This is a genomic window from Aurantibacter sp., from assembly GCF_042094015.1.
In the GTDB taxonomy this organism is placed as follows: Bacteria; Bacteroidota; Bacteroidia; order Flavobacteriales; family Flavobacteriaceae; genus Aurantibacter.
Window position 1 is genome coordinate 1 of record NZ_JBELDZ010000056.1, and the last position, 14,733, is coordinate 14,733.

12 protein-coding genes and 1 pseudogene are annotated in these 14,733 nt (G+C 32.0%); 12 read left to right on the plus strand and 1 reads right to left on the minus strand.

The window, feature by feature from the left end; all coding sequences use genetic code 11:
- Positions 1–209, plus strand: a pseudogene (locus ACFDSN_RS08780) (hypothetical protein); the annotation flags it as partial.
- Between the two features lie 42 nt (positions 210–251).
- Here ACFDSN_RS08780 and ACFDSN_RS08785 read toward each other — a convergent pair.
- A complete protein-coding gene (locus ACFDSN_RS08785) occupies positions 252–611 on the minus strand; it encodes a hypothetical protein (RefSeq protein ID WP_375239474.1) in 360 nt (119 codons plus the stop codon).
- A gap of 210 nt (positions 612–821) precedes the next feature.
- Between ACFDSN_RS08785 and ACFDSN_RS08790 the strand changes: the two genes are divergently transcribed.
- From ACFDSN_RS08790 to ACFDSN_RS08840, 11 genes are all read left to right on the plus strand, one after another.
- Positions 822–1,139 (plus strand): hypothetical protein, encoded by a 318-nt coding sequence (locus tag ACFDSN_RS08790; protein WP_375239475.1) that lies wholly within the window; start codon positions 822–824, stop codon positions 1,137–1,139.
- Positions 1,140–1,270: 131 nt separating this feature from the next.
- Positions 1,271–2,707 carry a hypothetical protein gene (locus tag ACFDSN_RS08795; RefSeq protein WP_375239476.1) on the plus strand — a complete coding sequence of 479 codons (1,437 nt, stop codon included), beginning with the start codon at positions 1,271–1,273 and terminating at the stop codon, positions 2,705–2,707.
- Positions 2,708–2,717: 10 nt separating this feature from the next.
- Entirely contained in the window at positions 2,718–3,746 is a 1,029-nt protein-coding gene (locus ACFDSN_RS08800; protein WP_375239477.1) for a hypothetical protein, read from the plus strand.
- 10 nt (positions 3,747–3,756) lie between these two features.
- Entirely contained in the window at positions 3,757–6,282 is a 2,526-nt protein-coding gene (locus ACFDSN_RS08805) for an Hsp70 family protein (RefSeq protein WP_375239478.1), read from the plus strand.
- Positions 6,283–6,309: 27 nt separating this feature from the next.
- Positions 6,310–8,049: an AAA family ATPase gene (locus tag ACFDSN_RS08810; RefSeq protein ID WP_375239479.1), complete on the plus strand. Its 1,740-nt coding sequence runs from the start codon at positions 6,310–6,312 to the stop codon at positions 8,047–8,049.
- 14 nt (positions 8,050–8,063) lie between these two features.
- Positions 8,064–8,531 (plus strand): hypothetical protein, encoded by a 468-nt coding sequence (locus tag ACFDSN_RS08815; protein ID WP_375239480.1) that lies wholly within the window; start codon positions 8,064–8,066, stop codon positions 8,529–8,531.
- Between the two features lie 8 nt (positions 8,532–8,539).
- Positions 8,540–10,312: a DnaJ domain-containing protein gene (locus tag ACFDSN_RS08820; RefSeq protein WP_375239481.1), complete on the plus strand. Its 1,773-nt coding sequence runs from the start codon at positions 8,540–8,542 to the stop codon at positions 10,310–10,312.
- Between the two features lie 7 nt (positions 10,313–10,319).
- Positions 10,320–10,925, plus strand: a complete 606-nt coding sequence (locus ACFDSN_RS08825; RefSeq protein WP_375239482.1) for a J domain-containing protein — start codon at positions 10,320–10,322, stop codon at positions 10,923–10,925.
- A gap of 161 nt (positions 10,926–11,086) precedes the next feature.
- Positions 11,087–12,949: a J domain-containing protein gene (locus ACFDSN_RS08830; RefSeq protein ID WP_375239483.1), complete on the plus strand. Its 1,863-nt coding sequence runs from the start codon at positions 11,087–11,089 to the stop codon at positions 12,947–12,949.
- A complete protein-coding gene (locus ACFDSN_RS08835) occupies positions 12,936–14,093 on the plus strand; it encodes an MORN repeat-containing protein (protein WP_375239484.1) in 1,158 nt (385 codons plus the stop codon). Before ACFDSN_RS08830 ends, ACFDSN_RS08835 begins: the two co-directional genes overlap by 14 nt.
- On the plus strand, positions 14,094–14,733 hold a 640-nt coding region (locus tag ACFDSN_RS08840), incomplete at its 3' end, for a DnaJ domain-containing protein (RefSeq protein ID WP_375239485.1).

Sequence of the window (14,733 nt, forward strand, 5' to 3'; positions counted from 1 at the left end):
GAGTTCTTAGAAAAAAATCAGGGATATATAAAAAGTATGAGCTAGTGACCTCTCACATAGGTAGACGAAGCTTTGCAACTAATTTTTATGGTGAAATACCTACAAGTTTTTTAATTTATATGACGGGTCATAGCACTGAAGCTATGTTCTTGAACTATATTGGCAAAAGTAACAAGGATATCGCTATAGAAATGGCTAAATATTTTTAATATAGCTAATTTAGATAACCATTTTTTGTTCAGATCTTATGGTTATTCCATGTAAAAGTGTGATAACTTTTTAACTGTAACTACCTTGTTTAGGTCACCTGAATAGTAACACATCATTGTATTAGAGTCTTTTAATATATATTTAATACTAACCCTATATTCATTTTCTTCATTGTATAACTCAGTTATGATAGTCTTTTCATCGTAACTGATAATATCCTCTTCTATAACTCTGTTTTCTAAAAAGCTAGTATTAAAAATTTTAACAGGACTGGAGTCATGGGTTAATATAGTCATTACAAACGAAGAAGTTTCGCTGACCCAAGAACCTTCCATTTTGTCAATTTGAGCATTAGACAATAATGTTGTCGCTAAGGCAAGTAATAACAATGATTTTTTCATATTAGTGTTTTTAAGTTAATATATAACGCAACTAATTGTGAATTATTACACACACCAACTTTCATATACAAACCTTGCCATATGTTTTTATTGGATTTAAGCCATTTTATATCTTAAATATAAAATTGATATATTTATGGCTTAACTTTTAAAAACTATATGAGCTTTCTTGATTTTTTTAAACCATCAGCATTTTCAAAATCATATTCAATGCTTAAAGATAACGATCTTGTTCCTCAGGCGACGTTACTAAAACAAGCGAAAAAATATGGTTTTACAACCTTCTCAAAGAAAGATGACCCTTCAGTTTTTAAAGATTCTCACAGACACATTGAGATAAAAATGTTGGTTAGTCAAAAAGTTAATATAATGTCTGCAGCTACTAGTATAACAAGGTTTAAAAAAGCAGGAGAAATATGTAAAGAATGTAAGCTAACGGATGGTGATTTTTTTTTCAATCAGTATGTGAATCTATATGAGTACTATGTAGCTAACTATAATAAACTTGGAGGTCCATCTTCTTGGTAACTTATAATTAATGCTTTTAGTGAAGATTTGGGGAAGGATTTATTCCTTAAATAATTCAACTCATTAATAAGGGCTAAGTTTGGGCTAAAAGACAAAGAAAATAACATCATATTAACATATAAAAATATTTAATGACCTTATTCCTTTCAGAAAACCCCTTTAGAACAATTGGGCTGCCATCGAATTCAGGACTTAAACAGATTCAGAAAAACATTTCAAAACTTAAAGCTTTTTCTAAGTTAGGAAAAGAAGTGGACTTTGACTATGATTTAAATTTTTTAAATCTTTCTAAAATAGATAGGACTACAGAGAAAATAACTAAAGTTGAAAGCAGGTTTCTTTTGGACGAAAACAAACTTAAGTATAGCCTGTTTTGGTTTCAGAAAAACAGCCCATTTGATGAAGTGGCTTTGTCTAATTTAATTAAATCAGACACCTCAAAAGCAATTGAAATCTGGGATAAAGTAATGAGAAAAGGAGAGCTAAATCAGGCGAATGTTACTGCTTATAACAATTCATCCTCACTCCTATTATTCTTACTACTGGATAGTTCAAAGAATGATCAGTTTTACAATGATGAAAAAGCTATCTCTAAATTAGCGATAGCTCTCAATAGAAAATATAAATTATTTGATTCAGAGTACTTTAAAGAATTTTGTTTTATCCTAGGCATTACTTCTGATATTAACGTAACTGAAATTCAACTTTTCTTTACAGAAACAATTTTATCTATCTTAAATAGAAATTTCACCTCCAACCAAATTCATTTTTTAATTAAAGGACTAAATGAGGATGTTTCTCAATTTTTCTCTGGCTACCTTGTAAAAGGGCCTCTTTTAAACATTAAAAAACAAATAGAAACTACCTCTAAAATTCTTGAGAGTGACAATACAAAGGGTATTGTTTTAGGGAAGTCACTAATAAAAAACACACTTAAAGACTTGAAGTTTTTAAAAACCACTTTGGGTGAAGAGAGTTATCAATATGAAAACTTGACAAATAATCTATCCAATCAAATTCTACAGTGTGGAATTAATTATTTTAATAAGACGGGTGAAGATCAAGCATATTTAGGTTCCTATAAGTATGCACTTTCGATAGCTTCCAACGAAAAAACAATTTTAAGGGCCAAGGAAGCAATTCAACATTGTGAAGAAGAAAAGGAAGCAAATATTTGTAGCTGTTGTTCTGTGTCTCCAATCTATAAAAATTCTTCATACAATTTGACTATTTATAAAGAAACTAAACGAACTTATTTTCCACAAAGAGTAGAATATAGTCATGGTACTTTAAATTTGTTTTTTTGTAAATCCTGTCTTGCAAAAGCAACAGAGAAAGATAGTACGTCTCAAACTATAACTTGGGCAATAGCAATTATTGCTGCTATAGTTATAGGCATAGCTTCAGAACACATTGGCGGAGCTATTCTTGGAGGAGTTATTGGTCTGGGATTAGGAAGTTTTATTGGAGTAATTTTTTCTGCAGACAATTCATCAATAATTAGAAATCATCCTACCACTAAAAAGTATTTAAACCAAGGATATCAACTAAATCAACCTACTGCATAAATAAATAATCATGAACAAAAAAATCTTACTACTTTTTACTTTATTAATTACATTTTCTGTGAATGCTCAAGTAGATTCTTTAGCTATTAAAAGATTAGAAACTAAATTGATAAAACAGATTATTAAACAAGAGGTTAATTTCAATGAGGAATTATTAGAAATTCGCGCCCTACAAGATAATAGACTTGAGAGCACTTTAAAGGAGTTATCTGCACTAACAAAAAGTCACAAAAAAGCACAGTTAAAATTAGATAGTTTAGCACAAAAACAATTGGCGTCAAACCAAAGATATTTAGAGTTAAAAAAATTAATCTCCTCTTTAGAAAATCAATTGAATAATAAAGTAAATGGATTAAAGACCGAGACAAATCAGTTAGGTATCGTTACATCTTCTTTGTCAGAAGATTTAACGACGGCTAAAAATGATGTTTCTGAAATTGCAGAATCCTCCTCAAAAAATAGCAATTCAATTGATACAGTTAATCAAGCATTAAGTCAGAAGCAACAATATGGCCTTATTTTTATTGGATTGTTTTTAATCCTTGTTTTGACTATTTATATCATTCTTACCAAACGGCAAAATACAGACACTAAAAAAATAGCTAAAAAACAACAAGAAATTTTTGAAAAACAAATTCAAGATGGTCAACATCTAACGGATTGGTTATCTAAACAGACTACTAATGGTCTTGGTAAAAGCTCTGGTGGCGAAGTAGATCATTCTTTTGCAAAGCGTGTCGCAGATGAAATTGTACGCATTACAACCAACCTATCAAGAATGGATGTAACTGTAAGAGGTCATAAACAACTATCGGCCTCTGTTAGAAAACTAGAACAATCGCTAAATTCGAATAATTATGAGTTGGAAGCTCTTTTAAACAAGCCTTATGATAATGGTATGAATTTACAGGCAAATTTTGTAATAGATGAAAACTTACAAGAAGGAGAAAGTGTCATTACTAGAGTTATTAAGCCACAAATAAATTACAAAGGAAAACTAATCCAAGCAGCACAAGTAGAGGTGAGCCAAGGAGAATAAAAAAAAGACTATGAGTAGAATAAAATATGGAATCGATCTTGGAACTACCAATTCAGCTATCGCTGTAATTGAAAAAGGAGAGAGTGTGATTATTAAAAATGAAAGACAAAAAGATACCACGCCATCCTGTGTAGGGATTAATAAAAAGAAAAGTATCTCGGTTGGTGAAAGAGCTTTTGGGCAGTTAAATTCAGAAAAAGTTGCAGATCTTAAGAAAGGTAAGGCAAATTCTTCCAATACGTTTATCGAATTTAAACGAACCATGGGCTCTGACAAAAAGTACTACTCACCGTATATGGAGACTGATTTTTCTTCAGAAGACTTATCCTCTGAAGTGCTTAAGAAATTGAAATCTTATGTACAAAACGATAGTTTTAAATCTGTGGTAATTACCATTCCAGCAATGTTTAATGACAACCAAAAATCTGCTACCCAAAAATCTGCGGAGCTTGCAGGGTTCTTGCAGGTTGAATTGCTCCAGGAACCCATTGCAGCAGCAATGGCATACGGGTTGGATGAAAAAGTCAAGGACGGGCAAATCTTAATTTTTGATTTTGGGGGTGGAACCTTTGATGTCTGCCTAGTAAATGTAGAGGACGGCATCATGCAAGTTAAAGACACCGAAGGTGATAACTGGCTTGGGGGTAAAAATTTAGATAATGCCATAGTTGATGAAATTTTAATTCCATATCTAAAGGAAAACTACAACATTGAAAGTTTTTTAGAGGATGAAAATAAAAAAGCGCTCTTAAAAAATGCTCTTAAGATAACTGCAGAGGATATTAAAATTAATTTGTCTTTTTCTAAATCTTTTGAAGTTACTTCACTTTTAGGAGAATACCCTGAGGATGATGAAGGTGAAGAAATTGAACTAGATTTTGAGGTGACGCACGATCAAATGATTACTGTGCTAGGCCCAGTATTTCAGAAAGCAGTTGACATCGCAAATGAGGTTTTGAGTAGAAATAAACTCTCTGGAGATTCTTTGAACTCATTGATTTTAGTTGGAGGACCTACCTTCTCTCCCGTCCTAAGAGAATTGTTGTCATCTCAAATATGCGCGCCAGAGACCTCTGTTGACCCAATGACAGTTGTTGCACGTGGGGCGGCCATTTACGCTTCTCAGTTTGATTTAGACGAGGCCATTGTTGATGAAGTTCGAGACATTACTAAGCTACAGCTAGATCTCTCTTATGAGTCTCAGACTGTTGAGACCGAAGAAATGTTAGTGGTCAAAATAAATAAAGAGAAGACACAGGGCGAAATACCGTCTAAAGTTTTTGTGACTGTCAAGCGAACTGACGGAGGGTGGGAAAGTAATAAAGCTGAAATTGACGAAACAGGAGATATTATAGATCTATTATTACGGGAGGGTAAACCTAATACCTATGAGATATTTTTAACCAACGAAACTGGAGATAACTTGACCTGTGAACCCAAAGAATTTACCATTCTACAGGGTGTGAAAACTGGAAATGCTACTTTAGCTTACGGATATGGTGTTGAGCTTTTAGGAGATAACGGTAAAGCTAACTTTTATACAATCCCAGGCCTTGAGAAAGGCCAAACGATGCCAGCTAATGGCGAAAAATCAGGTTTAAAGACATTAAAAGATCTAAGGCCAGGCTCATCAGATGAAATAAAAATATCTATTTACCAGGGAACTATTGGAGCTGATGGAACAAGAGCAATTAACCAGGCATGGGTGAGTACTTTAAGTTTAACTGGCCAGGATATTGGTAAACTTTTGCCAAAGGGCTCTGAGGTTAGTTTGTTTTTAGAAATCATTAAAGATGGTGTCTATAATTTGTCTATAGATATCCCATATTTAAATGAAACCATTGAAAAAACATTTGAAAAGCAAGAGCAAAAAGGAGAGAGTGATAATTGGTTTACGGAGCGCTTTAAAGATATAGAGGCAGAAATTAAAGCATTTGAAAATCAAAACGAGGCATATGATAAAGATCGTTTAGATCAAATAAAATTAAGTGTAACAGAGATAAAGGAAGAGTTTGAGTCTCGTAAAACAGATTATGATACTCGAATGAAGGTGAGAGACGATATCAGAAAGCAGTTTACTGCGCTTGACAACCTCACTAATGTTAGCGCCTGGCCAATCGCTGAACAAGAACTAAAAACAACATTTTACGAGCTAGAAACCAAGGTTTTATCTTCAGAGAACAGTCAGTATAAAACTACTTTTGAATCCTTGAAAAGACAGATGAATGCAGTTCTGGTTTCTCAGGATGTAGAGATAGCAAAAGAACTTAAAAATCAAATGGGCACATTATTTGTTGATATATTAGACGAAGAGCACGGTGTTGAACTATACATATCAATTCTTATGAATTTTAATGATGATTTTGATTCACAACCTTGGTCGGATCGTTCAAAGGCAAAAACCATTTTAAATAGTGCAATGCGAGAAGTGATGGCAAGTCCAAATAAAGAAAGAGCTCTTAACTATTGTCAACAGCTCTGGCGATTGCTTCCAAACCCAAAAAATGGAGCAAATAGAGATGACATTTTAGGGTAATTTGTCAGATTTTATAAAATACACATTATGGGTAACTTGAAAAATATTCAAATTAAAAAGCGTTATAAAATTAAACATTTTATAGGGGAAACATCTTTTTGCTACCTTTATACTGGGCTAGATTTAGAGACCTCAAAATTTGTAAATTTAAGTATCTACAAAGCCTCTAAAATAGCTCGTGATGATCTTGGAGAGGATGGCAACCTACGAGAACTAGAGTTCTTAAAATTAGCTATCGACGGATTTCCTAAGCTATTAAGTTTTGGAGAATTTACGGACAACCTAGAAAAATATCGTTATATCGCCACAGAATTTATAAGTGGTGAAAGCGTTTTAGACCGAATGAAACGCGTTGGCTCATTAGGGGAATTTGATGCAATTAATGTGAGTTTGAAATTATCTAAAATTGCACATAGCCTTCACTCTCGAGACCAAGCAATCCTTTTAAATGGATTATCCTTAGATAATATCATTTTTGATATGAGTGGAGCCTCAGAGTCTATTAAATTGAGAAACCTTATTAACGTTCGCTATTTTGACGAAGCATTCAGGTTTAAATACTTAGATGGCCTCAGCCTATCTCATCTGGCACCTGAGGTTTTTAGTAACGTTTTTACACCAAAAACAGATCTATACAATATAGGAGCACTCACCTACCAAATGGTTTGTGGAGTGTTGCCATATCATGATAAAGAATCCCAAGATTTAAAAGCACCTAAAGATCTAAATTCTTATTTAGAGAAAAGAAATAAGCCATTAAATTTTTCTGAGGTGTTTGAACCACATTTAAAAAAAGTCTTGGAAAAAGCGTTAAATCAAGATGCTGATCAACGATTTAATACTCTGGACGAATTTGCAAGATTTTTAAATAGAGAAAAATTACTCATTGCTCCTAAATCGACAGCATCAAAGAAGACCTATATTAAAGGAGGTAATGGATTTAATGATATTGCAGGAATGCAGTCTCTAAAAAAGCAATTAAGTTCTGAGGTTTTAGATGTACTAAAACGACCAAAGCATTTTAAGAAATATGGCGTAACCATACCCAATGGAATGTTACTATATGGTCCACCTGGATGTGGAAAATCTTTTATTGCAGAAAAATTCTGTGAGGAGGCGAGTTTTAATTTCTTTATGGTTAAGCCCTCAGACCTTAGCTCAATTTATGTAAGTGGGGGAGAGGAAAAAATAGGCCAATTATTTTCTGAGGCTGAGGCCAATTCCCCAACAGTAATTTGCTTTGATGAGGTAGATGCCATGATGCCAAAACGTTCAGATGATACAAATCAATCAATTTCTGCTCGTGTTAATGAATTTTTAGCTCAGATTAACAAATGTGCTGACCGAGGTATTTTTGTAATAGCAACCACTAATAAACCCAATTTAATTGATGAAGCAATGCTTCGAACAGGACGTTTAGAAATGAAAATATATGTATCGCCTCCAGATGAATTAGCTCGTATTGAGCTTTTTAAATTGCATTTAAAAAACAGACATTGTGAAATCGGAATTGACTTTAAAACGCTTGCGTCCATCACTCCAAATATCGTTGCAAGTGACGTAGAGTTTATTGTTAATAAAGCTGCACACAAAGCAGCTGTTCAAGAGGTAAGGATTTCGATGGAAATATTATCGAAGATAGCCAAAGAATTCAGTCCCTCCATCACCAAAGATATTATAGATTCCTACGAAAAAGAACACAATGAATTTTTAAACCCAAGCAATAAAAGCAATACTATGAATCCAATCGGATTCCATAGAAACTAATAAATTAATGAACCATGGAACTACCAGAATTTAAAGAACTACTCCTCAAGATTGCTGTATGTGCTATTGCCTGTGATGGTGATATTGATGACAGAGAAATTAAAGCACTTCACGAAATAGAGAAAAAATCTTCTTATTTCTCAGCATTAGATTTATCTGAAACACTGAATGAATCACTTAAAGAATGCTCCAGTGACCTAATTATTTTTAAAAATAAAGTATTTGAAACACTAGAGGCTAATACATTAAATATTGTCCAGGAGCTAACTGCTTTAGAAATTTCACTTCGAATTATTGCTGCTGACGAAATAGAGGAGGAAAGTGAAAGAGATTTTATAAATGATCTAAGATCCCATTTAAAACTGGAAGACTTTTTAATAGCTCAACGTTTTGGAGATATTCCTTATCTAAAACCACAAAAATCAGAGTTTAAAAGTAATCAATCAGATGATTTAGGCTCAATAATTCAAATCTCAAAATAAACTAATCTATGAAAAATCACTTTGAAACTTTAGGTCTTCAAGAAGGCGACTCGCAACAAGCAATTCAAGAAGCGTACGATAGACTTAGCGGGGAGTTAAATCCTTCAAAAAACGACAATCAAGAGTTTTTTATAGAAGAATATAAAGAAGTTCAGAAGGCGTATAAGGCACTTTATAACACTTCAATATTAGCAACAGAAAAAGGAGCTTCAAAATCAATCCCAGAAAATTCAAATTTAAAGCCAAATCAAAAAACAGATGACTCAAAAATACTTAAAAACAAAAGTAAATTCAATGATATCACATTATTTATCAAAGCTATTTTAGAAAAACTTAGAACTTATAAAAAATCTATTATCATTTGTATTTCTGCGATTATTTTATTTAGTCTTGTTGCGAATAAATTCATAGTTCCGTATGTAAATACACATATTAACTATAATAAGGGTGTTTCAATTATGAAAACTTCTAAATCACCTGAAAAATTTAGGGAAGCCACGTCATATTTTGAAAAAGTTATCCAAGTTTCAGGAAACTTTAAAAAAGTTGACTCACTTCACCTTAGAAGTATTTATCAAGGTCTTGTTCTTTTGAATAATAAAATTACTGAAAAAAGTTTATTATCAGGATCACAATTTAGTATATATCTAAATGAACATATTTATAATAAAGAAACCATTTTGAAGATTTTTTATATCTTAAATAACGATTCTATCCCAAATTATATAAACAAAAAGGAATTATATCTCGGATTGACAAGATTTGGTCCTACAGTATATCCTTTTAGTCATAATGACACAATTTCTATTTCAAAATGGATTGACGAAAACAATGATTTTTATTCTAAAAAACTAAATTTAAACAAACCGAAGATTTCTGATATTATAATAAAAGATGCTTTTGAAATAATAGGTGCTTTAGATTCTATAAATATAGATTACTTGTGGTATAAGACAGGAAAGGGCCCTGTAGTGAAAGGTGATTATGCGTCTTCTAAAGATTATGAGAAAATTATTAAATATTATCCAACAAATCAAACTAAAGAGACCCATTATGATCAACATCAAAAATTTTTTAAAGATTTTAATCATTTTTATGATGAAAGTGGAAATCGACTAATAAATAAAATGAGATTGATTGATAATACAAGATTAAAAAATGATCCATGGGTTAATTTATTCTTAGCTAAGAAAAACTTTATTACTTCTGGTTGCTATAAATGTTCAAAAACAAAGTTGAAAAGTAGTTTAACTCTTTTTGATAAGGTTTTAAGTTATCGGTTTGCTGAGGGTTTTAATGCTAGATTCATAGATTCGCTTCTAATTGCACAAACTTATAAAGATAGAGCTGCAGTATTAAAAGATTTAAAATTATATACCAAATCAATTATTAGTTACACTAAGGCATTAAATTATTATCCAAATGATTTTAGCCCAAAAAATACCTCAGATTTAGTATATAATAACCCTAGAACTAAGAATATCCTAGAGTTAACTGATTTATACTATAATAGAGCAATGGTGAAATTTAAAAAAAGTGACTGGCTAGGTTGTATGTCTGATTTTAAAAAAGCTTTATCTTACTATGAAAATGACTATAAAGATGTCCCATGGGGTTGGAGTGTAATAAGACCAGAACATATACTAAGAAACTTATTTTCAGCAAAATGGAATTATGGGGAAAATGGAGATAAAAGAGGAGCTTGTGAAGACTTGAAAATAGCTGCTGATTTAGATCCTGAAGAATATTATGATTACTATATAAAAAATTGCTCAAAATAACCAAATCATGAAAAATTATTACGAAACCCTCGGCCTCCAAGAAGGGGCTTCACAAGAAGAAATACAAAACGCATACGAGCGTTTATGTAAAGAATTAGACCCTAAAAATAATGATCAACAAGATTTCTTTAAAGAAGAGTATGACAAGGTTCAGGATGCTTATCAGGCATTGTTCAATTCTTCTATTTTAGCAACAGGAAAAGGGGCTGAAACCCTAATTTTAAAAGAAAAGGGAAATAAGGAGAAAAAAACTGAAACGCCTATAAACAAAAAACTGAATAGCATGAAAATTTTCAAAGAAATTACGGGAGCTATTCTTTCTACAGTGATGATAAAAGTACTTTTTCAAGTCTATTTTTTTGATCGTGAAAAAAGGTTTTCATTTGATGATGTAATTGCTATTGAAACACCAACTTATAGAGGATTCTGGGGTGAAGGCTTTGAATGGTTGTTTGTGATCTCAATTTTGCTGTACTTACTTTTAAGATTTCTTTTTCAAATTAAATTATATAAAATTTTGACTAGAACTTTCTATATATTTTTATTATGTATGATGCTTATAACATTACTTTCTGAAATTACAACAAAATCTCCAGTAACTTATTCAAATTAAATTATATAAAATTTTGACTAGAACTTTCTATATATTTTTATTATGTATGATGCTTATAACATTACTTTCTGAAATTACAACAAAATCTCCAGTAAGTAACATTAGATATTCTGGATCTAGAATATCTAGATAATGAAGACTGCAATCTAAAACTATTTATCATGACAAATTACTACGAAACTCTCGGGCTACAAGAAGGGGCTTCACAAGAAGAAATACAAACTGCTTATGAGCGTTTGTCTAAAGAATTAGATCCAAAAAATAATGATCAACAAGATTTTTTTATTGAAGAGTTTGCCTTGTTGCAAGATGCCTATGTAGCACTGACTGGAATTCAACTGGAGGACCAGGCAGAGGCTGAGACCAAAACAACTAATATTTTAGATGTATTTGAGGAATCTGATACTTTGGTGAGTATCATTAGGAAGTTTAAGCATTCCGAGGATATAGAAAAATTAAAAATTATAGAGTCACTAGAAGTTTTTAAAGAGAATAGTTTAATCTATCGGGAGGCTTTAGCTGTGCTTTACAAAAAAGAAAACATTGATCAGATAAAGGAAACTGCAGGAAAAAGCTCCATGGCAAACCCAAAATTGAATAATGAAGGTTCAACGGATACAAATAAAGCAGACCCAACCAAAACACCTCCTCAAACTTCTCCGAAAAAATCTAAGAAAATACTCTTAGGTTTAGTTGCATTTCTAGTACTATTTTTTGCTATACCTTACATTTACTTTTTAACAACAGTCAACACTTTTAGAAGTGAAGCTTCTAGGATCACTGATAATTCAGAATTCCAGCAAAATATTTCTCGAAAAAAATGGGAGGCAGAATTTATTAAAAATCATTCAGAAATAAATAAATATCTTAACGACGATACTAAGAAAGGATTTAACTTTAAGGAGTCTGACAGGAAATACACCAAGGATTCGCTCATTAACTTTTTTATCTACTCCAAGACTGTTCCTGTTGTTCTTTATAAACCAGATTTTTTTCAATGTGTTTATTATGATAATGTAAACTCTGCTAATTACTGGAATCACTACATCGTAAGTCTTGATAAGGGGAAACGTAATAAAAAACCTCTCCCCCCATATCTTGAGATGCTTAAGAGGACAAAGAAAAAACATCGAGTTTCCGAAAAAGAATTTGAGGAGTTAATAGATCTGGTTGGGGGGCTAAAGGCTTTTCAACAAGAAAAACCATCAAGTACAGATGATAAATGTAAAAAATGTATTGAAAAGTATCAGACTGCTTTTGAAACCAATACCATAGCCATTAATGATTTTTATGCCTTTACAGATGAATATTTCACTTCTAAAAATAAAATAAAAAGACAAAATGCTTCATATTTAAGAAAATACGATAAAGCTTACAGTAAATTAACTGCTGGCATGAATAACAGCATACGAAAAAAATTAACCCAAAAGTTAAGGGAAAAGCCATTATCAATCAAAAAATCAGTAACAAAAGTATTCTCTGGATTTAAAAAAGGACTTGGTGAGATTTCATATTCTATAGATCAGTATGAGGATAATTCACCAGTATTAAAAGACTATGTGAATGAGACATATGCTAGTTACTATTCAACGAATTCTCTATACACAGGATCTACACCCTATAAATATTGTTACGGTAAAAACCCCTATTGCTCTCCTCCAAATGGATACGCAGAATGTTCATTCATAGACATCAAGGCCTCATCTAATTCTGATGTAGTGGTAATCATAAAGAAAAATAGTCGAGTATACTCGCATGCTTATATCAAAGCAGGTGGCTCTTATAAGTTCAAAGTAGGAAATGGAAGTTTTCAAGCTTTCTTCTATTATGGAAAAGGTTGGAATCCTGACAAATACATAAAAAAATCAAGTTGTGGTAAGATAACAGGTGGTTTTGTTAGTAACGAATCACTGGATAAATCAGACGTTTTTCGACTTAAAAATAGCTCTATGTCCTATACCCTATATACAGTTGAGAATGGGAATTTCAAACCTAAAGCGAGTAATAAAAATGAAGCATTTTAAGTTTATTATATTTTCTATTTTCTGTTGTCAGGCATTAATAGCTCAAGACTGTATCTCAGGTGATTGTGAAAATGGTTTTGGTACCAGAAAAACAAAAACGTTCACTTATAAAGGAAACTTTAAAGAGGGGCGTATGGACGGAAAAGGTGAGTACACATGGAAAGATGGTGGAAGTTATATAGGAGATTTTAGAGAGGATTTTTTTGAAGGTATAGGTGTACGGACCTATGAGAGTGGTGCTATCTATAAAGGTTATTTTAAATATGATAAACCACACGGAGTAGGTACAATTACAAATACAGGAGGGACTATTTATAAAGGACTTTGGCAATTTGGATACAAACATGGTGAGGGAATTTACAAAGATAATAAAGGATATTCACATGAGGGAACCTATAAATTTGGAGAAGCAGAAGGATTTGGAAAGCAAAAATGGGAAAAAGGCGATATCTATGAGGGAGGTTTTAAAAAAGGATATAGAGATGGTTATGGTATTTATACTTGGCCATCAGGAGAAACTTTTAGAGGGAGCTGGAAATTAGGCAAAAAACATGGCCTAGGAATTAGTAAAAACAAAAACTTACGTATCATCAAAAAAGGTATTTGGCTTGAGGGAGAACATAAATCAACTAAAACAGGGTGTTTAGAAGAAAATCAAGAGTGCCTTCCTAATCGAATCTGTTGTAGCATTGCAAATGAAAATAGTAATTTGTATTATACAATAAACTCCGTTTACAAGGTGGCTCCCTTAAAAGAAACCTCATTTTTAAATGTTTACAGTGAGGCAAAAAAACGCTTTTTCTATGATGAAAAATGGAGGTTAACCAGTGAAAATAAATCTAAATATTACAGAGAATATGCAAAATTAGATTCCTTAAGTATGACTTACAAAGTAAGGGCTTATTACACCTCAAATGATCAATTACAATGGGAGGGAAATATTAGAAACAATAATCCCTCTGTCACTAATTGCAGCACTGCGATATGTGAGGGAAAATCGATATGGTACAAAAAAGATGGATCACTGAGCTCTGTATCATATTATTTAGAGGGCAGAGTAAACGGTAAATCAATTCTCTATTTAAAAAATGGGAAAACATTTGTAATGAATTACGACAGAGGGAAATATATAAAAAAAGATTAGATGAAAAAACATTATCAAACCCTTGGCCTTAATGAAGGCGCCTCGCAAAAAGAAATACAAACCGCTTATGAGCGTTTGTCTAAAGAACTAGACCCTAAAAATAATGACAATCAAGAATTTTTTATAGAAGAGTATGAAAAAGTTCAAGAGGCTTATAAAGCGTTAATAAATCCTTCTATTTTGGCGACAGAAAAAGGGGCTAAACAGGTTTTTGAAAAACCAACTCCTTCCCCTAAGATAAAGAGTGTTTCTCCTAAAAAACTAGGCACAGAAACACCAAAAAAAGCAGCTGTAACCAAAAGTATTATTTTTAGTATTGTTATTATTTCTTTAGCTATTATAGCTTACAAAATATATTATAGCCCAAAAACTTATGAGAGATCTGAAATTGTCTTCAATAAAGACTTGGTTTATGTTAAAAAAGATATGACATTGTTAAATGGTAAAATTAATGATGACCGCCATAAAGGTGAATTTGTAAATGGGATGAAGGAAGGGTTGCATCGTGAGTGGTACAATAATTACGGTCAACTAGAATCAGAAGGAAATTATCTAAATGGTAAAATTGAAGGTTTATGGCGCTCGTGGTATGAAAACGGTCAGCTAAAATCAGAAGAAAATTATTTAAATGGTGAAATTG